Source organism: Kaistia algarum (genome assembly GCF_026343945.1).
Taxonomy (GTDB): Bacteria; Pseudomonadota; Alphaproteobacteria; order Rhizobiales; family Kaistiaceae; genus Kaistia; species Kaistia algarum.
Window position 1 is genome coordinate 1,921,932 of sequence record NZ_JAPKNJ010000001.1, and the last position, 25,340, is coordinate 1,947,271.

Below are 25,340 nucleotides of genomic sequence, written 5' to 3' on the forward strand. Positions count from 1 at the left end.
CTGCTACAACCTCCTCATGGCACGCATCCGCATCGTCCATTCCACCGTCTATACTTACCGCAACCCCGTCGGCCTCACCCGGCATCGGCTGATGCTGCGGCCGGATGACAGTCATGATCTGCGGCTGGTGGAATCGAGCCTGGTCGTCGAGCCGACGCCGTCACGTATTCTCTGGGCGCATGATGTGTTCAACAATTCCATCGGCTTTCTCGAATGGCCCGAGGATCTGCGAACGGATCGCCTTTCGATCGTCTCGACGCTCGATCTGATCCATCATCCCGACGGCGCGCCAGCGCCCCTCTACAGCCTCGATCCGGCGGCGGAGCATTTTCCCTTCGCCTATTCGGCCGACGAACTCGCCGATCTCGGCCGTCTCGTCGAGCCAGCGGGCGCCGATCCGGATGGCGCGGTTGCGGCTTTCGGACAGCGCTTTGCCCGCGAGCATGGCGCCGCCGGGACGCTGGCGCTGATCGAAGCGATGACGCATGCGATCCAGGCCGAGATCGGCTACAGCGCGCGCTACGAGGAAGGGACGCAGACGGCGGCCGAGACCTTGAGGCTCGGCACCGGCACCTGCCGCGACTTCGCCGTGCTCATGATCGGCGCGCTGCGGTCGCTTGAGATCGCCGCCCGCTTCGTCACCGGCTATCTCTATGACGACACGAGCGGCACGACTCGCGGCGGCGGTTCGACCCATGCCTGGTGCAGCGTCTATCTGCCGGGCGCCGGCTGGATCGAATATGACCCGACCAACGGGCTTCTCGCCGGCGCCAATCTCGTGCGCGTCGGCGCAACGCGGACGGCGGCGCAGGCGCTGCCGATTTCCGGCGGCTTCATCGGCGATGCGAGCGATCCGCTGGCGCTTGAAGTCGACGTGGCGGTGAGTGCCATACCGCTCTGATATCCGCTCTGGAACGGCGCGCCGATCGCGGGCAATCTCGGCTATCGCCTTCCAACGGGAACATCCTTGCATGATCATCGAACAGCGCCTCGCCGAGCTCGGCATCGTCCTGCCGACCGTTCCCCAGCCGGTCGGTTCCTATCTGCCCGCCGCGCGCATGGGCAATCTGCTCTTTCTGTGCGGGCAGGGACCGCTGCTGGAAAGCGGAGAAAACGCCAAGGGCAAGCTCGGCCGCGAGGTCAGCGTGGAAGAGGGCTACAAGCTGGCGCGGCTGACCGGGCTCTATCTGATCGCGGCGATGAAGCAGGGACTTGGCGATCTCGACCGCGTCGTCAGGGTCGGCAAGGTGCTCGGCATGGTCAATTGCACACCGGAATTCGGCGACATGCCGGCCGTGATCAATGGCTGCTCGGATCTGTTCGTCGAAGTCTTCGGCGACAAGGGCCGCCATGCGCGCTCCTCGGTCGGCATGGGCTCGCTGCCCGGCGGCATGACCGTCGAGATCGAGGCGGTGGTCGAGATTTCGGACTGACGGTGCTGAATGCGAACAGGCGTCCTGTGATGCCTAGACCGGTCATCCCAGGACGCCCGCTGCAAACCACGACGGTGGGGCTACCGGCGGGCTTGTAGTGGCGAGCGATTTGGCGAAAATAACGCGCCTGACAGATCGCTCGGTACGTGGGAAATTTACCCACAAATATCAGCCCTGTCAATCGGCCGATTGAGAATTTTACGCACCTGCCGTTCAGCCGGATCCGTTGTCCTTCGCCCGGCGCAGCAGATAGGCGTCCATGATCCAGCCTTTTTCGGCGCGGAGCCTGGCGCGCAGCTCGGCGATCGAAGCCGCCACGTCGCCGGCGCGGCCGGAGATGACGACCTCGTCCGGCGTGCCGAGATAGGCGCCCCAGAACAAGTCGCGATCCTCAATACCGGGCCGCGTGAACGTCGCCTCGCCGTCGAGCAGCACGACGCAATCTTCGTCGGGAATGGCCTCCGCGAGCCGCCGCCCGGTCGTCAGCAGCACCGGTTCGCCGATGCGGTTGAGCGCAATGCGGTGTCGCGCCGCCAGCGCCTGGATGCTGGATATACCGGGGATCACCTCGACTTCCAGATCGAGGCCGCCGGCTTCGATCCGCTCCAGGATGCGCAGCGACGAATCATAGAGCGCCGGATCGCCCCAGACGAGCAGAGCGCCGGTCTCGCCTTCGGCCAGCGCGGCGGTGATCGCCTCGCCATAGGCGCTCGCGATCGCCGCATGCCAGGTGTCGACGTTGCCCCGATAGTCTTCGCTCTTCGCCCGCTTCGGCATGACGATATCGACGAAGCGATGGCTATCGCCGCGCCGGAAGCGCGCCAGCATGTCGAGCCGGAGCTGGCGCAATTCGGCCTTCTCGCTGCCCTTGTCGGGCAGGAAGAAGACGTCGGCGCGGTTCATCGCCTCGATAGCCTGCACGGTCAGGAAGTCGGGATTGCCGGCGCCGATGCCGATGACAAGGATCTTGCGCATCACTCCCCCGCGCCGGTCGGCAGCCAGAGGCAGGGTGGACCGGACTTGTCGTTTAGGCGGCTGGAGGATCAGCCGCCAGCTTTCTCATAACAGTGCCGCCCGCATAGACAAAGGGCGCCGGTGTGAGCCGGCGCCCTTCGTTTCGCCACAGGAGGCGATGCTCGCTATTGGCCCGAGGCGGCGTTGCGCTCGGCCTCCAGCAGCTTCTGCTGGTCGGCCGGGGTGAGTACCGGCGGGTCGACGGCAATGGTCAGCTTGTCGATGGTGCCGGTGAAGGCGAACGGCACCTGGTAGTCGGTGTCGTCGACCGGGGTCGCCGTGTCCCTGCCGATGTCGAACGACTCGTCCCAGGGCAGCGTCAGCGGCACGGTGTGGTCCATGGTCTGCGTCGAGACGACCTTGCCGTCGACCGACAGCGTGCCGGTGCCGCCGTGGCCGAGCCCGCTCATCTGGTTGAAGGCCAGCGTGGCGAAGCCGAGACCGTCATATTTGAAATCGTAGACGAGTTCGTGCTTGCCCGGCGTCAGCGCCGTGTCGTCCGTCCACTTGATCCGTTTCAGATCGAGCAGGTTCCAGGTGAACACCGGCTTGCCCTTGAGCAGGTAGAGGCCGTAGCCGCCGAAGCGGCCGCCACGCGTCACGATCATGCCTTCGGCGCCGCCCGCGGGGACGTCGACATCGGCCGTGATCGTATAGGACGTGTTCAGCAGGTCGGGACCGGTACCGCGCGGCAGGCCGGTCACCGGTAGGCCGGAGAAGTTGAACACGCGGCGCCCGCCCGAGACGGAGGGCCGGGGCGTAACCATGCGGGTCGCGACCGAGGCGTCGAGCGGCAGAACCTGATATTTGGCGAACTCGCCGAACATCTGCTTGGTCATCTCCGCGACCTTGGCGGGATTCTGCGCCGCGACGTCGTTGTTCTGGGTCCAGTCGTGGTTGACGTCATAGAGCTCGAAGGTGAACGCCGACGCCGGGTTCTCGATCGCCGTGCCGACCAGTTCCCACGGCGGGCGCTTCGGAACCGCGCTCAGCATCCAGCCATTGCTGTAGAGTCCCTGCAGCCCCATCATCTCGAAATATTGGACGGGATGCGTCGTCGGAGCGTCGGCGTTCTTCTTGTCGAAGGTGTACGTCATGCTGACGCCTTCGATCGGTTTCTGGGCGATGCCGTCGACGACGTCGGGTGCGCGGATGCCGGTGACATCGAGAAGCGTCGGCACGATATCGATGACGTGGTGGAACTGCGTACGGATGCCGCCCTGATCGGTGATGTGGCCGGGCCAGGAAATGGCCATGCCCTGACGCGTGCCGCCGAAGAAGGACGGTACCTGCTTGGTCCATTTGAACGGCGTGTCGAACGCCCAAGCCCACGGAACCGCCATGTGATTATAGGCGAACTGGGTGCCCCAGGCGTCGTAGAACTTCATCTGCTCGGCGACGGGCAGCTCGATGCCGTTGAACTGCAGCACTTCGCTCGGCGTGCCGTTGGGCGAACCTTCGGCGGAAGCGCCGTTGTCGCCCGAGATGTAGATGATCAGCGTATTGTCGAGCTTGCCCATGTCCTGCACGGACTGGATCACGCGGCCGATCTCATGGTCGGTATAGGCTAGATAGGCGGCATAGACTTCAGCCTGACGGATATAGAGCTTCTTCTCCTCATCCGTCGTCTTGTCCCACTGCTTCAGCCAATTGTCCGGCCAGGGGGTCAGCGCGGCGTCCTGGGGTATGACGCCGAGTTTCTTCTGATTGGCGAAGATCTCGTCGCGGAGCGCATTCCAGCCCCTGTCGAAGAGATGCATGGAATGGATCTTGTCGACCCATTCGGGCGTCGGATGATGCGGCGCATGCGTCCCGCCGGGCACGTAATAGACGAAGAATGGCAGATCGGGGTTGATGTCGTTCAGCTGGTTCATCCAATGGATCGCGTCATCGGCCATCGCCGTGGTGAGGTTCCAGCCGGGATGACCCAGGAAAGGCTCGATCGCCGTCGTGTTGCGGAAGAGGTTGGGCTCCCACTGGCTCGCATCGCCACCGACGAAACCATAGAAATAATCGAAGCCCATGCCGGTCGGCCACTGATCGAACGGCCCGGCCTGGCTCGCCGTCCAGGTCGGCGTGTTGTGGTCCTTGCCGAACCAGGAGGTGCGATAGCCATGGCCCTGCAGGATGCGGGCGATCGTGGCGTTGTCCTTGCCGATGATGCTGTCATAGCCGGGGAAGCCGCTGGCGGCCTCCGAGATGACGCCGAAGCCGACCGAATGATGGTTGCGGCCGGTGATCAGCGCGGCGCGGGTCGGCGAGCAGAGCGAGGTCGAGTGGAAATTCGTGTAGCGCAGGCCTTGATTGGCGATGCGGTCGAGCGCCGGCGTCGGGATGACGCCGCCGAAGGTCGACGGCGCCGCGAAGCCGACATCGTCGGTCATGATCAGCAAAATGTTCGGCGCGCCCTTGGGCGGCACGATCTGCGGCTGCCAAAATGGCTTCGACTCGATCGCGTTCAGGTTGATTTCGCCGCCGAACGGCTTCGGATAGGGTGGCAGCATCACGCCGTCGATGGCGCGCGTCGCGTCCGGCGCGCCGGGCGGCGGCGCGGCCGCCTCCTGCCCCAAGGCGGTGCCGGCAAGCGCGCCAAGCATGGCGAGCGCCAGGATGGCAACTCTCATAGTCGACCTCCCACGTTCAAGCCGAGCCGCCGCGCGCGCTGCCCCAGCGATGCGCCCAACGTCGCGGCTTCAGCCTCCATTCCCCTTCTCTTTCGCGCCCGGCGCGAGACGAACCCCCCGTTCCGCCAAGGTCCATTCTGCTCCCGGCCGGGCGCCAAGTCGATGATCTGGATCAAGGCCGCCAGCGGCGTCGCCGCAGCCGCGGCCGGGCCTATCGCGGCACGAAATAGCGCGTGGCACCGTCGATCTGGCCGGTGCGGGCGGCGCCGGTGACGACCAGCGTGTCGAGAACCTGCTGTACGCGCGCCTTGCGCTTGTCGGTGACGCGGCCGGGGAAGGCGGCGGCGATCGCCTCGGGCGCGGCTGGCGCCGGCGCCTTGGCCAGGACCTCGCGCACGATGCGGATCTGATTGAAGGCGTCGGCGGGCCATTTGAGCCCGCCCTCCGCTTCGACGATGGCAAAATCCGCCTCGACCTGCTCGCCCTGCGGCTTGGCGATCTTGGCGCCGAGCTTCGGGATCTGATAGTCGGGCCGCAGCCAGCGCACCAGCCCGCGCGCCTCCTCGGCCGCCCGCTCGCGGCTCGCTTGTGGGGCTCGCCTGATGGACCGCCTCTTCATCGAGACCAAGATCGCGGCCGACGATGCCGGCGCCATTCGCGGCATCGCGTGGAAGTTCGGCACGCCCGATCGGATCGGCGATGTGATTGAGCCGGGCGCCTTCGCCAAGGTCGCACTCCCGATCCCGATGCTGTTCGGCCACGACATGAGCGACCCCGTGGGCACCTGGGACACGGCGAACGAGAAGGCAGACGGCTTCCATGTTGAGGGCAAGCTCCTCGTCGACGAGGTGGCGCGCGCCCGCGAGGTGTTCGCCCTCGTCAAGGCCGGTGCCGTGCGCGGCCTCTCGATCGGCTTCCTGACGAAGAAGGCCGATGCCCGCCCCGGCGGCGGGCGGACGATCAAGGCGCTCGAACTGTTCGAGGTCTCGCTTGTCACGGTCCCCATGCATCCCGGCGCCCGGGTCACCAGCGCGAAATCCGCGGCCGATGCGCTTCGCCTCGCCGCGCTCATCAACCGCGCCACGACGGCGCTCACCGGAGGCTGACATGCAGCATGTGTCTCAGCGCGCCCTTCTCGCCGGCGCCATCGAATTGAAGGGCGAGGAAGACGATCCGGTCGCGATCGTCACGAAGTCGATCGCTGACCTGACCAAGACAGTCGACGATCGCCTGAAGGCTGTCGAGGGCAAGGGTCTCGACCCGAAGCTGGTCGAGCGTCTCGACAAGATCGAGGCGAAGATGAACCGCCCCGGCACCGGCGAGGACAAGCCGACCGAGCCAACCGTCGAGCGCAAGGCCTTCGGCGCCTATCTGCGTCATGGCAATGGCGCGCCGCAGGATGAGCTGAAGGCTCTGACCGTATCGAGCGATCCAGGCGGCGGCTATCTGGCGCCGGCCGAGATGAGCACCGAGTTCGTGCGCGAGCTGACGCTCGTCTCGTCGGTGCGGACGATCGCCTCCGTCCGCTCGACGGGCGCGCCCTCGGTCAAGTACCCGAAGCGGACCGGCATCACTAATTCCCAGTGGGAAGGCGAGATCGACGACCAGCCGGAGAGCGCCGTCACCTTCGGCCAGGCGGACATTCCCGTCCGCATGCTCACGACCTATGTCGATATATCCAACCAGCTGCTCGCTGATAGCGCCGGCCAGGCCGAGGCCGAGGTCAACCAAGCGCTCGCGGAGGATTTCGGCAAGAAGGAGGGCGCGGCCTTCGTCAATGGCAACGGCATCCTGGCGCCGGAAGGCCTGATGGTGAATGCCGACATCGCCTATACGGCGAACGGCCATGCGACGGTCCTGGCGACCGATCCTCTGATTTCCCTGCTCTATGCCCTGCCGGCGCAGTACCGCAACGTCGGCTCCTGGGCGATGAACGGTACGACGCTCGCCTATATCCGCAAGCTGAAGGACGGCCAGGGCAACTACCGCTGGCAGCCGAGCTATCAGGCCGGCCAGCCGGAGACGATCCTGGGCCGTCCCGTGGTCGAGATGGTGGACATGGACGACATCGCCTCGGGTGCGTTCCCCGTCATGTACGGCGATTTCTCCGGATATCGGGTCGTCGACCGCCTCAGCCTGTCGATCCTGGTGAACCCCTATCTGCTCGCCACCAAGGGCGTGACCCGGATCCATGCGACCCGCCGTGTCGGCGGTGCCGTGCTGCAGGCGTCGAAATTCCGCAAGCTGAAGATGGCGACCTCGTAAGGGGTTGCTTCTCGGACGATCCCGCGCAACCACACAGGAGACCACGACATGCGCGACCTCGCTTCCAATCTCGGGATCGTCAACGCGATCGATCCCGCCGTCTATGCTGCCGACAATACGCCGGCTGCCATCGATCTTCTCGGCTTCGACAGCGCCGTGCTGTCGCTGCATATCGGCGCCGGCGGCATCACCTTCTCCGGCACGAACAAGATCGAGTTCGTGCTCACCGATTCGGACGATGACGTGACCTATGCGGCGGTGACCGATGCCGACGTGCAGGGCGTCAGCGGCATCTCCGGCGGCATCATCAAATCGCTGAAGACGGCGCATGCAGCTGCCGATGTGACCAAGATCGGCTATGTCGGCAACAAGCGGTACCTCAAGCTCCTCGCCGATTTCTCGGGTACCCACGGCACCGGAACGCCGATCGCCGCGCTGGTGATCAAGGGTCACGCCCGCGCCAAGCCGGTAGCCTGATCGTGACCGACGCGTTTGCGAGCTACAGCCTGGGCCTCGACAGTCCGTTCGTGCGGACCGTTCCGCTCACGGATCAACTGGGAGAGTTTCCGCCTACGCGTGCGGTGTGGGTCAATGTTGGTGGGGTCCTGACCGCCGTTTTCGCCGAGAATGAAAGCCCCGTCCTTCTCGATCTCAGAGGTGAAGAAGCGACGATCCGTCATTTTCGGATCAAGCGTGTGGTCAGCTTCAACAGTGCGCCGGATGAAGCCGGCGAAAATCTACTCTTGGATACCGACTGGCCCGCTCTTGTGGGGTTGTACTGATGCCGATGAAGCCGCCGAGGATCTGTGGATGCGGGTACAGGATCGCCTCTGGCGAGCCTTGCCCGTGTGAGCGCAAGCAAGCAGAAGCTCGGCGGACCCGCCACGACGCCCGTCGCTTGCCGGCGCGCGAGCGCGGCTATGACAGCCGTTGGGACAAGGCGCGCGCCACGTTCCTTAGCCGTCGCCCGCATTGCGAATTCGTCGTCGACGGCAAGGCTTGCGGCAAGCCGGCGACGATCGTCGACCATGTCGTTCCGCATCGTGGCGATCAGGAATTGTTTTGGGATAGCGGTAATTGGATGCCGCTCTGCGCCCATTGTCATTCGAGCCGGAAGCAATCGCTGGAACATCGCGGCAGCGCGGCTGCACGGGCGCGCGCCATGCCATTTGGCATCCGTCCCTCGCGTATCCCTGTCATCATCGTCTGCGGCCCGCCGGGCGCAGGCAAAGCGGCCTATGTCGAGATCCATTCCAACCCGCGAGATCTGGTCATCGATTTCGACGTGATCCGCGATCGCCTGGCAAGCCAGGCTGGGAGAAACCCCGTCACCTCTCTGACGGCCAAGGCGCTCGACGAGCGCAACCGTCTGCTGCGCTCGCTCGCCGACGATCATCTGCACGATCGGTGTTTTTTCATCGTCTCGGCGGCCGATCCCGAGGATCGCGAGACCTGGCGCCGCAAACTCGGCGGCCGGATCGTTCTTCTCGCCACGCCGCTCGAGGAGTGTATCCGCCGGATCCAGTCAGACCCGCGCCGCTACGGCAAGGAAAACCAGTTGATCGATCTTGCGCGGGCCTGGTGGGAGCGCCAGCCTGCGCCCGCGCAACCGCTCCGACAGGAGGCCTAGCGTGATCGTCACTCTTGAGGAAGCCAAGCAACACCTTCGCGTCGATTTCGACGACGATGACGATCTGATCACGGCGAAGATCGAGGCGGCCGGAAACCAGCTCGAGCGCATGCTCGGCTATGCCGTCGCCGACACATTCGGCGGCGTGGATCAGGATCCGGTGCCGCCGGCACTGAAAGAGGCCGTGCTGCAACTGGTGACGACCTGGTTCGAGAACCGGGCGACCGTTGCCATGGATGTCTCCCTCGCCGAGATGCCGATCTCGTTCCAGGCGATCGTCTGCGAGTACCGGGAATGGAGCTTTTAGATGCGCGGCGTGAAGCCCTATCTCGCCGTCGACAATGGCGATTTGAAACAGATACCGGACCCGCCGGAATGGATCGGTGAGAGCGCGGCCGACGAATGGCGCCGTGCCGTTCCGGACCTCGTTGCGCGCGGGCGCCTGAACGGGGCGGACCTCGGATCCGTCGAGGCCTACTGCGTCGCCATGGGTCAAGTGCGCGACCTGCAAGCCATCCTGATCGAGAAAGGACCCGTGATCTATCCCCAGAATGGCGGCTTGCCCAAGCGCCACCCCGCTGCGGTGATGCAGGCGGAGGCGATGAGCACGGCGCTGCGCCTCGCGGCCGAACTCGGTCTTACGCCCGTCAGTCGCGGGCGCCCCTCCCTCCGGGACAATCATCGTGACGACGGCAATCAGTCGCTCTTTGGCGTGGATTTCTGACGGTTCGCCGATCGACGACCCGTTCGGCTATGGCGAGCGGGCCGTTCGATTCCTGCGCGCGCTGCGTCACCCGAAAAGCCGCCTGCCCGATCATGCCTTCGAACTCCTGCCGTGGCAGGAGCGGATCGTCCGGCGGATCTACGGGCCTTGTCATCCGGATGGGCGCCGGATCGTCCGCAACGTCTCGATGCTTCTGCCAAGGGGCGGGCGCAAAACCTCGCTCGGCGCGGCTCTGGCGCTGCTGCACGCGATCGGACCGGAGCGCATAGCCGGCGGCCAGGTCATCTGCGCCGCCTCGGACCGGGAACAGGCGCGTATCGCCTATGCCGAGGCGGTCGGGATCGTCCAGGAAGACGAGCATATCGCCAGCCGCATGCGCTTCGCCGACTATCGCCATTCCATGGTGCACCCGCTTACCGGCTCGGTCCTGAAGGCGATCAGCTGCGACGCCGGCCGGGCGCATGGCGGTACGCCCTCCTTCGTGCTTGCCGACGAGCTGCACGCCTGGCTGAAGCGGGATCTATGGGACGTTCTGCGCACGGGTCTCGTCAAGGTGCCGCGCTCGCTCATGGTCGTCATCTCGACCGCCGGACGCGGCCAGGAGAATGTTGCCTGGGATGTCTTCGACTATGCTCGCCAGGTGGCGCGCGGCGAGAAGGACGATCCGGCGACGCTGCCGATCCTGTTCGAGACGCCGGCCGATGCCGACTGGCGCGACGAGGCGAACTGGTACGCCGTCAATCCGGGCCTTGAGCACGGCTTCCCCGACATTGAGGGCCTTCGCCAGCTTGCGCGCGAGGCCGAAGGCCGTCCGGCGGATCGCGAGGCCTTCCGGCAATTGCACCTGAATGTCTGGCTCGATCACTCGGCCGATCCCTTTGTCGACATGCAGATCTATGACGAGGGCGCCGATCCGGTCGACCTCGACGAGATGCGGGATCGGTCATGCTGGCTCGCCGTCGATCTGTCGTCGAACTCGGACCTGACCGTCATCGTCGCGTGCTGGGAGGACGGAGAAGGCGCCTATGTCGTCTGGCCGTTCTTTTTCTGCCCGGCCGACAATCTGCGCGGCCGTGCCGATCGCGACGGCGTCCCCTATCCCGGCTGGGCCGAAGACGGCTTCATCACAGCGACGCCGGGCAATGTCGTCGACTTCCGCGCCGTCGAGGCGAAAATCCGCGATCTTTGCGAAATCTTCGATGTGCAGGAGATCGCCTTCGATCCGCACCTCGCCCGCAACATGATGGCGAACCTCGGCGAGGATGGGCTTCCTGTGGTCGAGATGCGCCAAGGCTGGGTGACCATGGCGCCGGCGGTCAAGGAACTCGAGCGCGCGATCGTCGGCCGCAACCTCCGCCATGGCGGCCATCCCGTGCTGCGCTGGAACTTCGCCAACATCGCCGTGGAAACCGACAAGGCGGGTAATCGCTCATTCCACAAGGGCAAGAGCCGCGACCGCATCGACGGCGCCGTGGCAACGGCTATGGCCGTGGCGCGCTGCGCTGCTGGCAGCTCGTCAAACTCGATCTATGAAAGTGCGGACGGGTGGTCTGGGGAGATGGCGTATTTCTGAGAAAGCCATTCCACCATCTTCAAAACTAGCAACGGTTGACGATGACCCAATATCTCAACACACTCAATGGACGCAGGACAGGCGCGTCTCAATCGCATTTGCCCGGGATCAAGCGTCGGAGATCAAGGACGGTCGAAATGAAAGCCGGCGCCAAAATCAGCTGCCTTAAGGAGCTATCCTTCGGCAATCAAGTCGCCGAAGAGGAGAGAGAAACTCTTCGAGCTTATTTCGTCAAGACGCAAGCTTGGAATCGAATATATAACGGCGATATCGATATCATATACGGCCCGAAGGGTTCGGGGAAGAGCGCATTATACGTATTGATCCGGGATCATGACGACGACTTATTCGACAAACGTGTCTTGGTGATTGCTGCTGAAAACCCGCAGGGGGCGCCGGCATTCAAAGATCTTGAGCGCGACCCTCCACCGACCGAACGAGAATTCGCGGGAATATGGAAGCTGTACTTTGTTTCACTGCTCGGCCGAGTTGTGGCCGATTTTGGAATCGATAATGCAGCATCACGCGAGCTCGTTTCGGCGTTGAAAGAGCACGATCTTCTTCCCGAGAAGAGGACCGCACTAGGCGTCGTGCTGAAAACAGTCAGACGTTATGTTGCCCGAATGTTCCGCCCCAGTTCGATTGAAGGATCGGCTACCGTTGACCCCTCAACAGGCATCCCTTTGGTCACAGGCAAGATCGTCTTCGAAGAACCAGATATGGCTGCCCAGAAGGCAGGCACAATTTCTGTAGACGAACTGTTGTCAGTTGCTAACAACGCGTTTGATGCTGCCGGCTATGATGTATGGCTAATGCTGGATCGCCTAGATGTCGCATTCGATGAAGCATCTGAATTAGAATTCAACGCACTGAGATCGCTATTCCGCGCCTACAGAGATATCCGCTCATTCGGGCGCATTAAACCCAAAATATTTCTTCGCACCGATATATGGAAAAGAATAACGGAGGGCGGTTTTCGAGAAGCTACGCATTTTTCAAGAGATATACATATACAGTGGGACAAACCATCTCTAAAAAATTTGATCGTCAGAAGACTCTTGAATAATAAGCAAGTGATAGATCTGTACGATGTCGCGGTTAGCAATGTACTCTCGTCGTCGGATCTGCAGGATCAATTCTTTGAGAGAGTTTTTCCAGACCAAGTTGAAGTTGGCAAAAAACAGTCGACGACCCTTGACTGGCTTCTTCGACGAACGGCTGACGGAAGTCATGAAACGCAACCAAGGGATCTGATCCTATTCTTGAACAAGCTGAGCGAAGTGCAGACAAAACGAATCGAGCGTGGCGATATCGAACCGGAAGGCGAATATTTGTTCGATCGAACCGCTTTCAAGGAAGCGATGCCCGCTCTATCTGAGTACCGCGTTACAAAAGTAATATTTGCTGAATATCCGCGACTGCGACCGTATGTGGATGCTCTTCGCGAGCAGAAGACTGAGCATACGGTTTCATCTTTGGCGGATTTGTGGGCCCTGAGCATCGATGAGACGGAGGTAGCGGCCAAAGAGCTGGTTGACGTCGGATTCTTCGAAGAACGACGCGTAAAAGGAGAGACGACTTATTGGGTTCCCTTCGTCTATCGCCCATATCTGGCCATGACACAAGGTCGATCATCGGGAAGATATTCAGAGTTTGACTGGTTTGATTTGGATGATGACGTGGAGGATCTGACGGACGAGACTGATAAGGTTGGCTCGTAAAGCAGGATTGGTTCGCCCTATGCGGACCGAAAGACGTTCCTAGATTTGAATTTGCGTCGGCACTCCGGTTGTCGGCCGGCGCCAGGCAGCGAGCGACCCGTGCCGCGATATCCATCGGGGGGAACCTACGCCTACGAAGCGGCACCGGTTATGCGATCTGCGATGTTCGGGCCGCAATCAGCACCGCATCCAGCCCTTGAGCTGACTACACTAGCGAGGACGAGGTAAAGCCGTAGGCGGGGGAGGTGAGACCACGTTCGCCACCGGGGCGCATACTTGCTGTACTCTTGTCAATTATATCATTTGCGGGAGTTTACGTTGACTAGACGGACGAACTGCGAGGCGGTATCCAGTATGCCGCGCAATACTTCGATGATATACGTCACATAGCAGAGCTTCCTCAGGAGGCCGACCTCATGGGTGGACAGGCATTTTGCGAGGTCTCCCATAAGTTTGAATCCCTTCGACTCATAACTGGTTTTGCTCGATGCCGAAGACCGACTACCGGCGACCTTAACTGAACTGCGTTTTGTATTTCCATCTATTATAGGGGTTTCTGTAGAAATAGATTCGGACGAATTAACGGCAGCATCACTAGCGGAATACAACCTAGAGAATTGTTGCCAATACAAGGAGGCGCGACTACAAAGTGCGGCCCACTCGGCTATTGAGTTATCGCTGACGTCATCGCCGTACAAGGCGTGCCGTTTAATATCGCGCCTTAAAATTGACCAGTTAGAATCAATGTCTAGTATTTCGTCTATATCGTCAGCGATACCAAATATATTAGACAGATATAAATTATCGACTTCTATTCTGTCACCAGAAGATAGATGTAGCAATTTGTCGAGTTGATCGTCGATGTAATCGCAAAGTGTTATGATCGTTCTTGTTTCTGATTGTTCGGTAGACATTGGGTAGCCCCCCCGAGTTATACCGTATCTACGCTGAATTTTGCGGGAACGTATATTTAAAGAACGCTGTATATAGTGTTCAAGCCGGAATGGCTATGCGGTTCCCCTTTTCCTAAGCCGCACTCCCGGGCCTTCGCCATTCTCGTCGACGAAGATCACGCCGGCGGCCTCAAGGGCACGGCGAATCGCCGCCAGATTGTTCAGCGTTGGGACGCGTCGACCCTTCTCGAAATCTCGGATCGTGCTTTCGCTCAGATTGGCACGCTCCGCCAGCGCGGTCTGCGACCAGTCGAGGAGGCCCCTCGCGCCACGAGATTGGGCTGGCGATACGCCTAAAGAGACGCTTTCCGTCATTGATCCACGATTTCCGTTGACAAATCCTTGAGGCCAACGCTATTCGTTTAGCGCCAACGATTTTCTACCACATGAGGCCGCGCATGAACAAGCATTTGCGCGAACGGGCGAGCTATGTCCGCACGTTCGAGATGGTCGAGACGACGAGCTTGCGCCAGCGCGTCGAGGACGCGATCGAGGGGCTGGCGGATATCCTGCAGGCGATCGACGCCACGGCGGGGGCCGAAGCCAGCGAGGCGCGGGAGGTTCGGTCATGCTGAGCCGCCGCGAACTCCTCCCAGCCGTCGCCGCTGCCTCGCTGGCGCCGATCCCTGCCGGTCCTGCCCTTGCCCAGCTCAACATGGACGCGGACCCCTGGGCGCGCCTCTGCGGCGAGCGGGCGACGCTTATCCGCCTTGTGGCGGGATCCTCCATCGGGGGCAATATTCCGGACGAAGTCGCCCTTCCCGCCTGGGACCGCTGCAACGAGATCGATGAAGAGCTTGGCGCGTCGGCGCCTCTGACCCGGCACGGCGTCCGCCTCGCGATGGAAGCCTTCAAGTCCGAATTCGACGACGCGTGCCTGCCGAACGAGGGCGCCATCGCGGCGATGTTCCGGGCGGTCTTCGCGCTGCTGGACGGAGATCTCGCATGATGGCCCGCGCTCTTGTCCTTCAGCCCCGTCCGCTCCTGGTTGACGAGATTGTCCGCATGCGCGGCGGCGTCGCGGCTCTTGCCACCCTGCGCCGCGAGGCCGAAGCCGAGATGGACCGGCTGATCAGCCTGCTTGACGAGATCGACGGCGATCCCGACCTCGAGGCGAATGGCGATGAATCCGAGCCGTCGCTCGGCTGGTGCCCTTCCGGCGGCCATGGCGACACCGAGGACCGCGAGGAAGATTGCGAAGACGAGGGCGCCGCCTGCGATGACGAGGGATGGCTGGAAGAGGACGGTGACGCCTCAAGCGAGGATGAGCCGATCTTCCCGCTGTGCCGCGCGCCGAACCGAAGCTCGATCGAGCCGGCGCTGTTGCCGCCGCAATATTTCATGACGGGCGAGGGCGGTTGCCTCGATCCGGTCGTCAAGGATGGCGACCGCGTGCTGATCAGCCGAGGCGAGCCCGTCCGGCCGGGCGATTTCGTGGCGCTCTTCCTCCACCGCGATTGGGTGCCGCGCGGCGGTCACCAGGTGCTGTTGAAGCGCCTCATCGCCGATCGCCGCGCCCCCGATCCCGGCGCGCCTGCCGAGGTCGAGGTTGAGATGTTCAACCCACAGTTGCGTCTTCGCTTTCCGGCGAAGGCTGTGCTGGCAATCCACCGCATGGTCCGGGTCGACAACACCTCGCCGAGCTATCGCCTGACGCAGGGGGAGATGCTCGCGGCTGCGGCGAAATCGAACTCCCGAGCAGTGTAGACAGGTCATGCTACGCGAACGTGGGGATTGCAGCGGTTTTAAGAGCGTGGTATCTACATCGCAATTGATCGTGGGAACCACCATGCATTCTTACACCCTCACCGCCTTCACGCCGGCCGAAGTTGAGAAGATCACGGGCTTGAGCACGATGATGCAGCGCGATTGGCGGCGCCGTGGCTTTATTCCCGTGGTCGGAGGGCACGCGCGTTTCGATCCTTTCTCCCTCGCCGAAATCTTCGTCATGAAGCTGCTTGCGGATCGCGGTATCGGGCCGATTCACTCGAGGGGTGTGGCTGAGTGGTGCGCAATCGGTATCCTCTGGAACGCGCTTCTGTGGGTGGATGCCTATGAGGGAGATCACCTGCGGACCTTCGAGTGGTATCCGGAAGACGTTCGTCAGGCTCTTGCCGCTCAGCGCTCGCCGAGCGCCAAAGATGAGGGTTTGCTCGAAGCCGTCCTCGGGGCAGCCGGCATCGAACTGCCGAAAGGCTTAGGAAGCGGTTGGGCCGCAAAGGGCGAGTATCTAGCCCGACAGGTCCTCCGCATGCGAGGCCATGGCCGCGTCATCCCTGCGAGGTTCTTCGTCTGGTGGGCTGACGGAACGCATGTCTGGCACGAATCCCTCGACATGGCTTTCGGCGGAGTTTCAAACGAGGCCAAGTATGCCGGGCCCGTCATCGTGCTCGATCTCAATGCGATAGCTTCGACCATGGGCGAGCGGGCGGGGCGAGCACTTGTGCATGTTGAATTCGAGACAGATGCGCAAGGCAATGTGCTTTCGCCGATCGAATACGGAGATGCTGTAGCCCTTACCAATCCTGTTGCATGAACGGATAGGAAGAGAGGGAACGGCAGAAATGGCCATTGATCGGCGTATCGTCTCCGGCATCCCCGCGATCACCAAGGCCCTGGCGGACTGCGGCTTGCATCTATCCGAGCGCACCGTTCGGCGGCTGCACCATGAGGGCAAGCTGCCCGGCGCCTTCCAGAGCAACCCCAGCCGCACCTCGCCGATTCGCGCGCCGCTCGACATCCTCAACGACTTTGCCAGCGGCCGTTGCCGGCAGAGCAACGCGGGGTAGCGGCGCCATGTCCCGCCGCGCCGCCAACTTCGTCCAGGCCGATGTTTCCCGCGCCCTTCGCGCCGCCAAGGCGGCAGGAGACGGCTGGCGCGTCGACATTTTGCCGGGTGGCGTCATCTCGATCGTCCCCGTCCGCATCACGCCGCCGGCGCATCAATCTTCGCCGGATACCACCGACGACGATGGCTCGACCATCGTTCTTTGAGGCGCAGCATGAAGAAGCGTCCGCCTTATTTGCACCGCGAGCGTTCGCGACACGGCAAGGTCAAGTGGTACGTGCGCCGCGATCATGGGCTGCGCACGCCGCTGGCGGAGCCCTACGACACGGATGCATTCTGGGCGGAATATCGCGCGGCTCTGGAAGGGTCGGCGGCGCCGGCGCATCGTCGCGCCACTCGCGGCACGCTCCGCTGGGCGATCGACCGCTATCGGGCGGGCTCGACATGGGCAGGCTATTCCAACGCGACGCGCCGGCAGCATGAAGCCATCTTCCGCAAGGTCGTTGAAACCGCTGGCGATGAGCCGCTTTCGCGAATCACCGCCAAGACGATCATCGCCGGGCGGGAGCGTCGGAAGGACCACCCGCACGCCGCCAACAATTTCCTGAAGGCAATGCGGGCGTTCTTCAAATGGGCGGCGGATGAGAAGCAGGGCGGGCTCGTCGACAAGGATCCGACCCTCGGCGTGAAGCTGCTGAAGGGTGAGAACGATGACGACGGCTTCCACACCTGGACGGAGGAGGAGGTCGAGCGTTTCGAGCAGCATTGGCCGCTAGGCACTCGGGAGCGCCTTGCACTCGATCTGCTGCTCTACACCGGGCTCCGTCGCGGCGACGTGGTGCGTCTCGGCCGGCAGCATGTGCGCAACGGCATCATTGAGTTTCGTGCCGAGAAGAACAGCGAGGCGATCACGATTCCCGTGCTGCCGCCGCGGCAGGCATCGATCGATGGGACGAAGACGGGCGACCTGGCCTTCCTCGTGACAGCTCACGGCACGCCCTTCGTCAAAGAGAGCTTCGGCAACTGGTTTCGGAAGGCCTGCACGGCCGCCGGCTGCCCGGGCGCCGCTCACGGGCTTCGGAAGGCCGGCGCGACCCGGTCAGCCGAGAACGGCGCGTCGGAACGCCAGCTCATGGCGATCTTCGGTTGGAAGACGAACAAGATGGCCGCGCTCTACACAAAGAAGGCGGAGCGCAAGAAACTGTCCCTCGACGCGGCGGTGACGCTGCTTCCGGGACAATCCCAGAACGTAAAACGCCCGCACCTTCGTTCGGGTGCGGGCGTTTTGCCGAAATCGCCAAAGAAATCAGGACGCTAGAAAATGAATGGTGCCCAGAAGAGGAAAGGGCAGATCCCCACTCATGCTATTGAAAAAACTGATGAATTAAGCCTGTCCGCGCCGCGTTGTATAGCAGTTCTGTTGGGCGCCGGCAACCCGCGAACGAACTCGGCTTGCTGCGGCAGCGGAGGCCGCCGATGGCGGAAACGGAAGGAGCGTTTTGTTCCGTGCCGAAAATCTGAACGGTGCCCTCGACAGGACTCGAAGCTTGTCCCCCCGTCCCTACCCCTCCATCTCCTTCGGGTCGGTCCTAACGGGAGCGGGTTGCAGCGCATGGCCGCCGAGGATCGCGATAGTCCTCGGGACGGCGGCAATCACCAGCCCAGCTTGCGTGAGTTCTTCGAGGGCGATGGGGAAGCCCGCGATCATGAGCGCCACCGCAGCGTGGTTGATGGCCGGCTCGGCCGGAACATCCGACTGCAGGTCGGCCAATCGGCTGACGAACGCCTCGACGGCATATGATGCGTCGTGATGGTGATCCGTTCCTTTCGCCTCGCCAGTCACCAGCGCTTCCCAGACGAACAGTCCCGAGTTCCATTGTCGAAATCGCTCCACCGATGTGGTGGCGGGAACGACGCCATTGACGGCCAAGGCAGAGAAGCACCAAGGCATCAGGGCAAGCGCTGCGCCAAGCGCTCCGCAGCCCGCACCGGCCGACCAAGCCCGCCGGAGGACGAGTTCCGCGCCGCCGCGGCTTGAGGTGATCCGGGCGAACTCGCTGCGGCGCGGCGTCCAAATCGGCGCTTCGAAGCCCAGCGCGACCAACTCGCCTCGCTGGAGACGCAGTGCGACGCGGAATAGCGCGGCAGCAAATGTCTCCGGTCCACCGGTTTCGCCTTCGTTGTCCGCCCAGCCAACGTTCCTTGGACTGCCGACATCAACACAGAAGACATAGACGCTGGTTTCCGGCATCCGACTCCCCCCGTTCGATGAAGGAGTGTCGCTCTCTTCAGGCGAGGAAGTCGAGCCAGGGGGATACGAAAAACCCCTCAGAAAGCGAGACGCCGAAGCCGAGCAATTCCGAGCCTCCGTCGAGGCCTTCCAGATTATACGATAATCACTTGTTTTTCGTATGGCATGGCGCTACCGTCCGCCATCCCTTCCCGATGAACGAGACCGATGATGAAGACGACCAAGCGCGTGGCCCTGTATCTCCGTGTCAGCACCTCGGGCCAGACCGTCGAGAACCAGCGGCTGGAGCTGGAGGGCGTGGCCGCGCGCCATGGCTGGGAGGTCGTGGCTACGTTCGAGGATGCCGGTATTTCGGGCGCCAAGGGTCGGGACCAGCGGCCGGGGCTCGACGCAATGATGAAGGCGGTCACCCGCCGCGAGGTAGACCTGGTCGCCGCCTGGAGCGTGGACCGGCTCGGCCGCTCGCTGGTGGATTTGCTCAGCCTCTTGCGGGATCTGCACGAGAAGGGCGTGGACCTCTACCTGCACATCCAGGGCCTCGATACCTCCACATCCTCCGGCAAGGCGATGTTCCAGATGATGGGAGTGTTCGCCGAGTTCGAGCGCGCCATGATCACCGAGCGCGTCAATGCCGGACTGTCGCGCGCCAAGGCCAACGGCACCAAGCTCGGCAGGCCCGCGCGAGGCACCGAGAAGGACCGCAAGAAGGCCGCAGAGTGGTCGCGCGTTCATGCCCAGGTCCTGGAGGCGAGAGCGGCTGGCAAGGGCAAGGTGAAGATTGCCAAGGAACTCGGCATCGGCGTCAGCACGGTCGACAAGATCGTGCGGGAGATGGCCGCCAGCCCTTCTTCGTGAACCGGAAGGGAAAGAGTGTCGCCGCTGCCTTGGGGATGCATGGCGCAGATCCGCATGGCCGGATGAGGTTCCATCCATATCCACAAGGACGGTCACGGACGACGTGTCATTGCTGCGCATGTATGTGGCCAAGGCGTTGGCCGCAGCCAGCAACACCGCCCAGCGCTCCCGACAGCGCTCACCGATACCGGGTATTGACCCTAGCCGAGGTCTCGGTCTAGTCGGGCTGCTCGACGGCGTCACCCCGCTTTTGATCCTTTCGCGCCTGTCTCCACGGGGATGGATGCCAATATCCTGCAATCGTCCTGAGGCCCCATGATCCGACCCTGTCGCGCGCCGGGATGCACCGCGAGCACGACCCGCTACGGCCTCTTCTGCCCGACGCACAAGAGCAACCTGCGGCGCCACGGGCACCCTGAGCAGAGCGCCGTCACCAAGGCCGAGCTGAAGCCGTTCGTGGCGCTGGTTCGCGCGCGCATCGAGAAGAATGCCGAGAACGCCACCTGGACGCATTGCGAAGCCCGTTGGCTGACCGCTGCCGACCACGCGCGGGGCATCGTCGCGCAGGCTCAGCGGGGCCTACCGGGCAACCGTCATGAGCGGATTGCGGCTCAGCAGGTGGCAGCGCTGGCGGACACGCTCTCGCCGCGCGATCTCATCGAGACGGCCTTCGCGGTCTTCCTTCTCCAAGATCACGACCCGAGGCGGTTCCGCTCGGATGATGCCTTCAGGGCACAGCTCGTGCGCCGCCTAAGGGGGCTCTCGGAGGGGAATATAGCCGAATGGACGGGCAGCAGCGTCGGACGCCTGAAGCGTGTCCAACGGGACATTCCGCCGAAGTCCGTGGCCATCATCGGACAGTGGATTGCCGAAGCCGTTGGTGGTGTTGGCGTCCACCTCGCGCGACTTGAAGAGCGCGACAGAAAGGAACGCGAAGCCCGAGCCGGCGATCTCGCGGCAGCGATGAAGGAATTGCAGTGATGGAAGAAGCCGTGCCGCAGACCGAACCCGCCGTGGCCATGGAGGCCGAGGCGGCCGACAATCTCGACGTATTCGAACCTTCGCGCCTCATGGCCGAGTTGAAGGAGAAGGCCAAGCAGCCTTCGCCCGAGAATTTGCCCGATCAGCTACCCTGGCATGCGATCAAGACGCTTCCTGGATTGTTCCAGCCACGAGGTTCGGATGGCACCGACGAGAAGCACATCCAAGACCTAAAGAGAGCTGTGGAGAACCAAGGTGCGCTGGAGCCGGTCGAGGTAATGTGGATCGGCAGTGATCCCTATCTGATCGATGGCCACCACCGAATGTTCGCCTATGAGCAGGCGGGGTTCGACGGACTGATCCCGGTCAAGACATTCACGGGCACGGTCGAGGAAGCCGTATTGGCGGCTGGAGCCGCGAACAGCAAGGCCAAGCTACCGATGGATAGCCAAACCCGGCAGAACTATGCGTGGAAGCTGGTTCTGTTGGGCGGGTACTCCAAGGCCGAGACCGCCAAGGCGGCGAGTGTGTCGGAGCGCACCATCGCCAACATGCGCACAGCGAAAAAGAAGCTAGGTGTCGATGCGATCCACTACGATATCTGGTGGAGGGCGCTACAGGCCGCCAACGGTGTTGGTGATGAGCCTTTCGACCCCGACGCACACGATGATTGGCTGGAGCAACAAGCCCAAGCCTATGCGGACCGGCTCACACATGAGTTCACCAACAAGCTGTCACGAAATCCGGAGATCGCCGGGCGCGCGCTCGCAATCTATTTCGGACGGAACCTGCCAGACGTGGTGGTCGAACTGCAGCACCACGCCGACAGGATCAAGCGAGAGGACGAGGGATTGGAACCGGACTTCTGAGGGGGCGCCTGTGCATCCCTTAGGTCGTGCATATGCATAGGCGCGAGGCTGCTGCCTACGCCGTCTCTCGCAACAGCGTTTCCGCCTGCGCCAGAACGGTCTGGACGGCCAAGTCGGACAAATCCGGCGGATAGCCGTAGCGGCGTAGGATGCGCTTTACCAGGATACGCATCTGCGCTCGGGCGCTTTCGCGGTGGTGCCAGTCGACCGTCGCATTCTTGCTGAGCTGTTCGACGAGTTCGTGCGCAATCACACGAAGCGCCTCGCTACCCATGATCTCGACGGCCTTCTCGTGCTCCGCAAGCGCGTCATAGAAGGCCAATTCCTCGGGCGACAGTCCGCTCTCTTCGCCGCGGGCATAGGCCGCCTGGACGTCCTTGGCGAGCGCAATCAGCTCCTGGATCATCTCGACGGCCGAGAGCGCGCCTGCGTGATAGCGCGCAACGGCGTCTTCGAGACGTTCGGAGAAAGCGCGGCTTTCCACGACGTTCGTCCGAGAGCGGCTCCGGATTTCACCTGCTAGCAGCTTGCGAAGCGCGTCGAGGGCGAGGTTCTTCTTCTCCATGCCGGCCACTTCGAGCAGGAACTCGTCGGATAGAATGGAGATGTCGGGCGACTTCAGGCCTGCCGCCTGGAGGATATCGACGATCTCGGCCGAGGCGATGGCCCGGTCGATGATCTGTTGCACCGCCAGCGTCCTGCCCACGATGCCAAGTTTGCCATGGGCGTTGTTCTTCACGATGGCCGCGCGAACGGCCTGGAAGAAACCCACTTCGTCGCGGATGGCGCGCGCCTCGTGGCTGGCGCCGGCCAGCGCATAAGCCTTGCTCAGCTCCAGGACCAGATCCTGGAAGCGACGAAACGCCTTCTTCTTCTCCTCTGGCGAGACCGCCTTCGCCGCTTCGCGCTCGCCCCACTTCAAGGCCCAGTCCACTGCGCCGGCCAGACAGGCGAGGCGTTGCAGCGGCTGGCCGGTGATACCGGCGCTATAATCGAAGCCGTGGAAGATCGACCGGACGATCTCGTACCGCTCCATCAAGGCCGAAACCGCCTCTTCCTCGTCTATGCCGGTCCGCTCGCGGTCTGCCTGGGTATATTGGCCGAGCGCCGCCTTCAGGTTCTGGGCGATACCGATATAGTCGACCACGAGCCCGCCCGGCTTGTCGCGGAAGACGCGGTTGACGCGTGCGATGGCCTGCATCAGCCCGTGTCCACGCATCGGCTTGTCGATGTACATCGTGTTCATACAGGGGGCATCGAAGCCCGTCAGCCACATATCGCGGACGATGACCAGCTTCAGCGGGTCGTTCGGGTCCCGCGCGCGCTTCGCCAGTTCGTCGCGGCGCTTCTTGTTGCCGATATGCTGTTGCCAGCTCAGCGGGTCGGAGGCCGCCCCGGTCATCACGATCTTGATCGCGCCTTGGCTGTCGTCCTCGGAGTGCCAGTCCGGCCGCAGCGCCACGATCTCATTGTAGAGTTCGACGCAGATGCGGCGGCTCATGCAAACCGCCATGGCCTTGCCGTCGAGCGCCTCCAGGCGCGCTTCGAGATGCGTCACGAGGTCGGCGGCAACTTCCGAAAGCCGCTTGTGCGAGCCTACCAGCGCCTCGACGGTCGACCACTTTGCCTTGGCCTTCTCGGCTTCGGTGAGCGTCTCGTCCTCGACCATCGCCTCGATTTCGGCGTCGATGAGTGGCTTTTCGTCCTCGTCGAGTTCGATCCGCGCGAGCCGGCTCTCGTAATAGATCGGGACGGTGGCGCCGTCCTCCACCGCCCGGCTGATGTCGTAGATATCGATATATTCGCCGAAGACGGCGGGCGTGCTGACATCGCCAGACTCGATGGGCGTGCCCGTGAAGCCGATGAAGGATGCGTTTGGCATCGCCTGCCGGATATAATGGGCGAAGCCGTGGCGCCGCGCGCCGGTCTGCTGGTTGAGTTTGGCGTCGAAGCCGTACTGGCTCCGGTGCGCCTCGTCGGCCATGACGATGATGTTCCGCCGGCCGGAGAGCTCCGGGAAGTCTTCCTCGCCGCGCTCGGGCGAGAATTTCTGGATGGTGGTGAAGATCACGCCGCCCGCATTGCGATTGAGCAGCCGCTTGAGGTCCTCCCGCGTTTCGGCTTGCTCGGGCGTCTGGCGGATTAGGTCGCGGCAGAGGCCGAAGGTCGAGAAGAGCTGGTCGTCGAGGTCGTTGCGATCCGTCAGCACGACGATGGTCGGGTTTTCCAGTTCCGACGACTTTACCACCAAGCCGGCGAAGAAGGCCATCAAGAGGCTCTTACCCGAGCCCTGCGTATGCCAGATCACGCCAATCTTGCGGTCGCCATCCGGCCGGGTCGCCGCCACCGCCTCGTGCAGCGCCTTTCGCGCGCCGTGGAACTGGTGATAGCCGGCAAGGATCTTGATCGGCCCCTTGTCGCTGTCGCCGAAGACGGTGAAATCGCGCAGCAGCGCCAGGAACCTGCCCTTCTCGAAGACGCCACGCAGCAGCGTGTCGAGTTCCGGCGTGCCGCGATGGGCGAAGTCCGCGCCGTCCGTCGTCCGCCAGGGCATGAAGCGCTCGAAATCCGCCGTCAGCGAGCCGATGCGCGCCTCGATGCCGTCCGAGATCACCAGCACGCCATTGGTGCGGAAGAGACTCGGGATCCGCTTCATATAGGTCTGGATCTGGTTGAAGGCGCCGTGCGTGCTGGCGTTCTCGGAAGCCGCATTCTTCAGCTCCAGCACGGCCAAGGGCAGGCCATTGACGAATAGCACGACATCGGCGCGGCGGTTCTGTCCGGCCTCGACGACGGTGAACTGGTTGACGACGAGCCAGTCATTGGCGTCCGGAACGGCGAAGTCGACGAGCCAGACCTTGGTCGAGGCGATGCGGCCGTCGGAACCGCGATATTCAACCGCGATGCCATCGGCGATCAGTTGATGGATGCGGCGGTTTTCCTCGACCAGCGAGGGCGTCTGGCTGGTCAGGAGCTGTCGGATCGCCTCGTTCCGCGCCGCCTCCGGAACATCGGGGTTCAGATCCTCCAGAGCGCGCTCCAGGCGCGGCAGCAGGACGACATCGGCAAAGGCTTGCCGCTGCGGCGCTGGCCCGTCCGGGGCAATGCTGGTGCCATGCAGATGGAACCAGCCGAGTTCCTTCAGGACTTCGATCCCGGCATGCTCGACGATGTCCTCGGAGAAGCCGTTGTCAATCCAGTCGTTCATCGCCCCCGCTACAAGCCTCCTAGACGACTACGCGTGTGGCAGACGCAGCGAACAGCTGATCAAGAACGACCCCCAACTCCTCAAACCGGTCGATAGAAATTCGCACAAGGTCCGCGTCGCCAAGCTGTGGCATCCGCTCCAGCGCACTGTGGCGACCGTAAAGGACGTTGCCGCGCCTCCCCGTCCTTGTTCGGAGAGATGATGCCATCGAAACCGCGCCCTTCGACGACAGTGGGCCGGCCGCCTTTAGCGCCATCCACAAATTGACCGGACTAGCGACGTCTTGCTCGAACATGATTTCAAGCGGCGTACCGCTGGGCGCCGCCAGGATGTAACGCCGCGCCTTACTGGGTTGGTGGCGCAGTGGGTGTTCACTTGCAATTGCATCCAGCACACCCACCACGGCCCGCTTCAGAGTCATTCGATCAACGCTCACTCGCAAGCCTCCTCC

28 protein-coding genes are annotated in these 25,340 nt (G+C 62.9%); 21 read left to right on the top strand and 7 right to left on the bottom strand.

Translation table 11 applies throughout. The features are described 5' to 3' along the window. Positions 1-16 precede the first annotated feature (16 nt). Positions 17-901, top strand: a complete 885-nt coding sequence (locus tag OSH05_RS09320) for a transglutaminase family protein (protein WP_104219463.1) — start codon at positions 17-19, stop codon at positions 899-901. A 70-nt stretch (positions 902-971) separates the two neighbouring features. Continuing rightward, positions 972-1,433, top strand: a complete 462-nt coding sequence (locus OSH05_RS09325) for a RidA family protein (protein WP_104219462.1) — start codon at positions 972-974, stop codon at positions 1,431-1,433. A 213-nt stretch (positions 1,434-1,646) separates the two neighbouring features. On the opposite strand, the gene cobF is transcribed toward OSH05_RS09325, so the two are convergent. The 3 genes from cobF to OSH05_RS09340 form a co-directional block, all read right to left on the bottom strand. After that, the gene (cobF, locus tag OSH05_RS09330) at positions 1,647-2,408 is read right to left on the bottom strand and encodes a precorrin-6A synthase (deacetylating) (protein WP_104219461.1); all 762 of its coding nucleotides are present in this window, start codon (positions 2,406-2,408) and stop codon (positions 1,647-1,649) included. 164 nt (positions 2,409-2,572) lie between these two features. Further along, the gene (locus OSH05_RS09335) at positions 2,573-5,071 is read right to left on the bottom strand and encodes an arylsulfatase (protein ID WP_104219460.1); all 2,499 of its coding nucleotides are present in this window, start codon (positions 5,069-5,071) and stop codon (positions 2,573-2,575) included. Between the two features lie 211 nt (positions 5,072-5,282). Further along, entirely contained in the window at positions 5,283-5,618 is a 336-nt protein-coding gene (locus OSH05_RS09340; protein ID WP_104219459.1) for a hypothetical protein, read from the bottom strand. Between the two features lie 55 nt (positions 5,619-5,673). Here OSH05_RS09340 and OSH05_RS09345 point away from each other — a divergent pair, with 55 nt between their 5' ends. From OSH05_RS09345 to OSH05_RS09390, 9 genes are all read left to right on the top strand, one after another. After that, positions 5,674-6,177: an HK97 family phage prohead protease gene (locus OSH05_RS09345; protein ID WP_104219458.1), complete on the top strand. Its 504-nt coding sequence runs from the start codon at positions 5,674-5,676 to the stop codon at positions 6,175-6,177. A gap of 1 nt (position 6,178) precedes the next feature. Then, a complete protein-coding gene (locus OSH05_RS09350; RefSeq protein ID WP_104219457.1) occupies positions 6,179-7,336 on the top strand; it encodes a phage major capsid protein in 1,158 nt (385 codons plus the stop codon). 48 nt (positions 7,337-7,384) lie between these two features. After that, positions 7,385-7,813, top strand: coding sequence for a hypothetical protein (locus OSH05_RS09355; RefSeq protein ID WP_104219456.1), 429 nt, complete (start codon positions 7,385-7,387; stop codon positions 7,811-7,813). 2 nt (positions 7,814-7,815) lie between these two features. Beyond that, positions 7,816-8,118, top strand: a complete 303-nt coding sequence (locus OSH05_RS09360; RefSeq protein WP_104219455.1) for a hypothetical protein — start codon at positions 7,816-7,818, stop codon at positions 8,116-8,118. Between the two features lie 116 nt (positions 8,119-8,234). Then, positions 8,235-8,966, top strand: a complete 732-nt coding sequence (locus tag OSH05_RS25130; RefSeq protein WP_323181418.1) for an AAA family ATPase — start codon at positions 8,235-8,237, stop codon at positions 8,964-8,966. A 1-nt stretch (position 8,967) separates the two neighbouring features. Further along, positions 8,968-9,273 (top strand): head-tail connector protein, encoded by a 306-nt coding sequence (locus tag OSH05_RS09375; RefSeq protein ID WP_104219453.1) that lies wholly within the window; start codon positions 8,968-8,970, stop codon positions 9,271-9,273. After that, positions 9,274-9,690, top strand: a complete 417-nt coding sequence (locus OSH05_RS09380; RefSeq protein ID WP_104219452.1) for a phage terminase small subunit P27 family — start codon at positions 9,274-9,276, stop codon at positions 9,688-9,690. It abuts the gene before it with no gap. Continuing rightward, entirely contained in the window at positions 9,650-11,263 is a 1,614-nt protein-coding gene (locus tag OSH05_RS09385; RefSeq protein ID WP_266352132.1) for a terminase large subunit, read from the top strand. Before OSH05_RS09380 ends, OSH05_RS09385 begins: the two co-directional genes overlap by 41 nt. Positions 11,264-11,400: 137 nt before the next feature. Then, on the top strand, positions 11,401-12,984 hold the full coding sequence (locus OSH05_RS09390) for a P-loop ATPase, Sll1717 family (protein WP_104219451.1): 1,584 nt from the start codon (positions 11,401-11,403) through the stop codon (positions 12,982-12,984). 1,007 nt (positions 12,985-13,991) lie between these two features. Here the strand turns inward: OSH05_RS09390 and OSH05_RS09395 are convergent. After that, on the bottom strand, positions 13,992-14,252 hold the full coding sequence (locus OSH05_RS09395) for a helix-turn-helix domain-containing protein (protein ID WP_104219450.1): 261 nt from the start codon (positions 14,250-14,252) through the stop codon (positions 13,992-13,994). 83 nt (positions 14,253-14,335) lie between these two features. Here OSH05_RS09395 and OSH05_RS09400 point away from each other — a divergent pair, with 83 nt between their 5' ends. The 7 genes from OSH05_RS09400 to OSH05_RS09430 all read left to right on the top strand — a co-directional run bounded on the left by OSH05_RS09400 (position 14,336) and on the right by OSH05_RS09430 (position 18,043). Further along, positions 14,336-14,512 (top strand): hypothetical protein, encoded by a 177-nt coding sequence (locus tag OSH05_RS09400; RefSeq protein ID WP_165801602.1) that lies wholly within the window; start codon positions 14,336-14,338, stop codon positions 14,510-14,512. Beyond that, positions 14,506-14,886: a hypothetical protein gene (locus OSH05_RS09405; RefSeq protein WP_104219448.1), complete on the top strand. Its 381-nt coding sequence runs from the start codon at positions 14,506-14,508 to the stop codon at positions 14,884-14,886. The genes OSH05_RS09400 and OSH05_RS09405 overlap by 7 nt, the downstream gene beginning before the upstream one ends. Next, on the top strand, positions 14,883-15,644 hold the full coding sequence (locus OSH05_RS09410; protein WP_104219447.1) for a S24/S26 family peptidase: 762 nt from the start codon (positions 14,883-14,885) through the stop codon (positions 15,642-15,644). Before OSH05_RS09405 ends, OSH05_RS09410 begins: the two co-directional genes overlap by 4 nt. Before the next feature lie 82 nt (positions 15,645-15,726). Next, on the top strand, positions 15,727-16,473 hold the full coding sequence (locus tag OSH05_RS09415) for a MerR family transcriptional regulator (RefSeq protein WP_104219446.1): 747 nt from the start codon (positions 15,727-15,729) through the stop codon (positions 16,471-16,473). Positions 16,474-16,501: 28 nt separating this feature from the next. After that, the gene (locus OSH05_RS09420; RefSeq protein WP_104219445.1) at positions 16,502-16,726 is read left to right on the top strand and encodes a hypothetical protein; all 225 of its coding nucleotides are present in this window, start codon (positions 16,502-16,504) and stop codon (positions 16,724-16,726) included. 7 nt (positions 16,727-16,733) lie between these two features. Next, on the top strand, positions 16,734-16,931 hold the full coding sequence (locus OSH05_RS09425) for a hypothetical protein (RefSeq protein ID WP_104219444.1): 198 nt from the start codon (positions 16,734-16,736) through the stop codon (positions 16,929-16,931). An 8-nt stretch (positions 16,932-16,939) separates the two neighbouring features. Next, the gene (locus OSH05_RS09430; RefSeq protein ID WP_104219443.1) at positions 16,940-18,043 is read left to right on the top strand and encodes a tyrosine-type recombinase/integrase; all 1,104 of its coding nucleotides are present in this window, start codon (positions 16,940-16,942) and stop codon (positions 18,041-18,043) included. 243 nt (positions 18,044-18,286) lie between these two features. On the opposite strand, the gene OSH05_RS09435 is transcribed toward OSH05_RS09430, so the two are convergent. Continuing rightward, positions 18,287-18,976, bottom strand: a complete 690-nt coding sequence (locus tag OSH05_RS09435) for a hypothetical protein (RefSeq protein ID WP_104219442.1) — start codon at positions 18,974-18,976, stop codon at positions 18,287-18,289. A 210-nt stretch (positions 18,977-19,186) separates the two neighbouring features. On the opposite strand from OSH05_RS09435, the gene OSH05_RS09440 reads away from it, so the two are divergent. From OSH05_RS09440 to OSH05_RS09450, 3 genes are all read left to right on the top strand, one after another. Then, on the top strand, positions 19,187-19,831 hold the full coding sequence (locus tag OSH05_RS09440) for a recombinase family protein (RefSeq protein WP_266352133.1): 645 nt from the start codon (positions 19,187-19,189) through the stop codon (positions 19,829-19,831). 315 nt (positions 19,832-20,146) lie between these two features. Beyond that, positions 20,147-20,812, top strand: coding sequence for a hypothetical protein (locus tag OSH05_RS09445; RefSeq protein ID WP_104219440.1), 666 nt, complete (start codon positions 20,147-20,149; stop codon positions 20,810-20,812). Continuing rightward, positions 20,812-21,681, top strand: coding sequence for a ParB/RepB/Spo0J family partition protein (locus OSH05_RS09450; RefSeq protein ID WP_266352134.1), 870 nt, complete (start codon positions 20,812-20,814; stop codon positions 21,679-21,681). Before OSH05_RS09445 ends, OSH05_RS09450 begins: the two co-directional genes overlap by 1 nt. A gap of 55 nt (positions 21,682-21,736) precedes the next feature. On the opposite strand, the gene OSH05_RS09455 is transcribed toward OSH05_RS09450, so the two are convergent. Continuing rightward, positions 21,737-24,889, bottom strand: coding sequence for a type I restriction endonuclease subunit R (locus tag OSH05_RS09455; RefSeq protein ID WP_104219439.1), 3,153 nt, complete (start codon positions 24,887-24,889; stop codon positions 21,737-21,739). 19 nt (positions 24,890-24,908) lie between these two features. Next, a complete protein-coding gene (locus OSH05_RS09460; protein WP_133163118.1) occupies positions 24,909-25,325 on the bottom strand; it encodes a hypothetical protein in 417 nt (138 codons plus the stop codon). Between the last annotated feature and the right edge of the window lie 15 nt (positions 25,326-25,340).

Coding starts and splice junctions, on each gene's coding strand:
- OSH05_RS09435 (WP_104219442.1), bottom strand. CDS start 18,976: ATGCCGGAAACCAGCGTCTATGTCTTCTGTGTTGATGTCGGCAGTCCA.
- OSH05_RS09345 (WP_104219458.1), top strand. CDS start 5,674: ATGGACCGCCTCTTCATCGAGACCAAGATCGCGGCCGACGATGCCGGC.
- OSH05_RS09355 (WP_104219456.1), top strand. CDS start 7,385: ATGCGCGACCTCGCTTCCAATCTCGGGATCGTCAACGCGATCGATCCC.
- OSH05_RS09380 (WP_104219452.1), top strand. CDS start 9,274: ATGCGCGGCGTGAAGCCCTATCTCGCCGTCGACAATGGCGATTTGAAA.
- OSH05_RS09405 (WP_104219448.1), top strand. CDS start 14,506: ATGCTGAGCCGCCGCGAACTCCTCCCAGCCGTCGCCGCTGCCTCGCTG.
- OSH05_RS09350 (WP_104219457.1), top strand. CDS start 6,179: ATGCAGCATGTGTCTCAGCGCGCCCTTCTCGCCGGCGCCATCGAATTG.
- OSH05_RS09420 (WP_104219445.1), top strand. CDS start 16,502: ATGGCCATTGATCGGCGTATCGTCTCCGGCATCCCCGCGATCACCAAG.
- OSH05_RS09335 (WP_104219460.1), bottom strand. CDS start 5,071: ATGAGAGTTGCCATCCTGGCGCTCGCCATGCTTGGCGCGCTTGCCGGC.
- cobF (WP_104219461.1), bottom strand. CDS start 2,408: ATGCGCAAGATCCTTGTCATCGGCATCGGCGCCGGCAATCCCGACTTC.
- OSH05_RS09450 (WP_266352134.1), top strand. CDS start 20,812: ATGGAAGAAGCCGTGCCGCAGACCGAACCCGCCGTGGCCATGGAGGCC.
- OSH05_RS09400 (WP_165801602.1), top strand. CDS start 14,336: ATGAACAAGCATTTGCGCGAACGGGCGAGCTATGTCCGCACGTTCGAG.
- OSH05_RS09425 (WP_104219444.1), top strand. CDS start 16,734: ATGTCCCGCCGCGCCGCCAACTTCGTCCAGGCCGATGTTTCCCGCGCC.
- OSH05_RS09325 (WP_104219462.1), top strand. CDS start 972: ATGATCATCGAACAGCGCCTCGCCGAGCTCGGCATCGTCCTGCCGACC.
- OSH05_RS09415 (WP_104219446.1), top strand. CDS start 15,727: ATGCATTCTTACACCCTCACCGCCTTCACGCCGGCCGAAGTTGAGAAG.
- OSH05_RS09410 (WP_104219447.1), top strand. CDS start 14,883: ATGATGGCCCGCGCTCTTGTCCTTCAGCCCCGTCCGCTCCTGGTTGAC.
- OSH05_RS09390 (WP_104219451.1), top strand. CDS start 11,401: ATGAAAGCCGGCGCCAAAATCAGCTGCCTTAAGGAGCTATCCTTCGGC.
- OSH05_RS09395 (WP_104219450.1), bottom strand. CDS start 14,252: ATGACGGAAAGCGTCTCTTTAGGCGTATCGCCAGCCCAATCTCGTGGC.
- OSH05_RS09430 (WP_104219443.1), top strand. CDS start 16,940: ATGAAGAAGCGTCCGCCTTATTTGCACCGCGAGCGTTCGCGACACGGC.
- OSH05_RS09320 (WP_104219463.1), top strand. CDS start 17: ATGGCACGCATCCGCATCGTCCATTCCACCGTCTATACTTACCGCAAC.
- OSH05_RS09455 (WP_104219439.1), bottom strand. CDS start 24,889: ATGAACGACTGGATTGACAACGGCTTCTCCGAGGACATCGTCGAGCAT.
- OSH05_RS09440 (WP_266352133.1), top strand. CDS start 19,187: ATGAAGACGACCAAGCGCGTGGCCCTGTATCTCCGTGTCAGCACCTCG.
- OSH05_RS09445 (WP_104219440.1), top strand. CDS start 20,147: ATGATCCGACCCTGTCGCGCGCCGGGATGCACCGCGAGCACGACCCGC.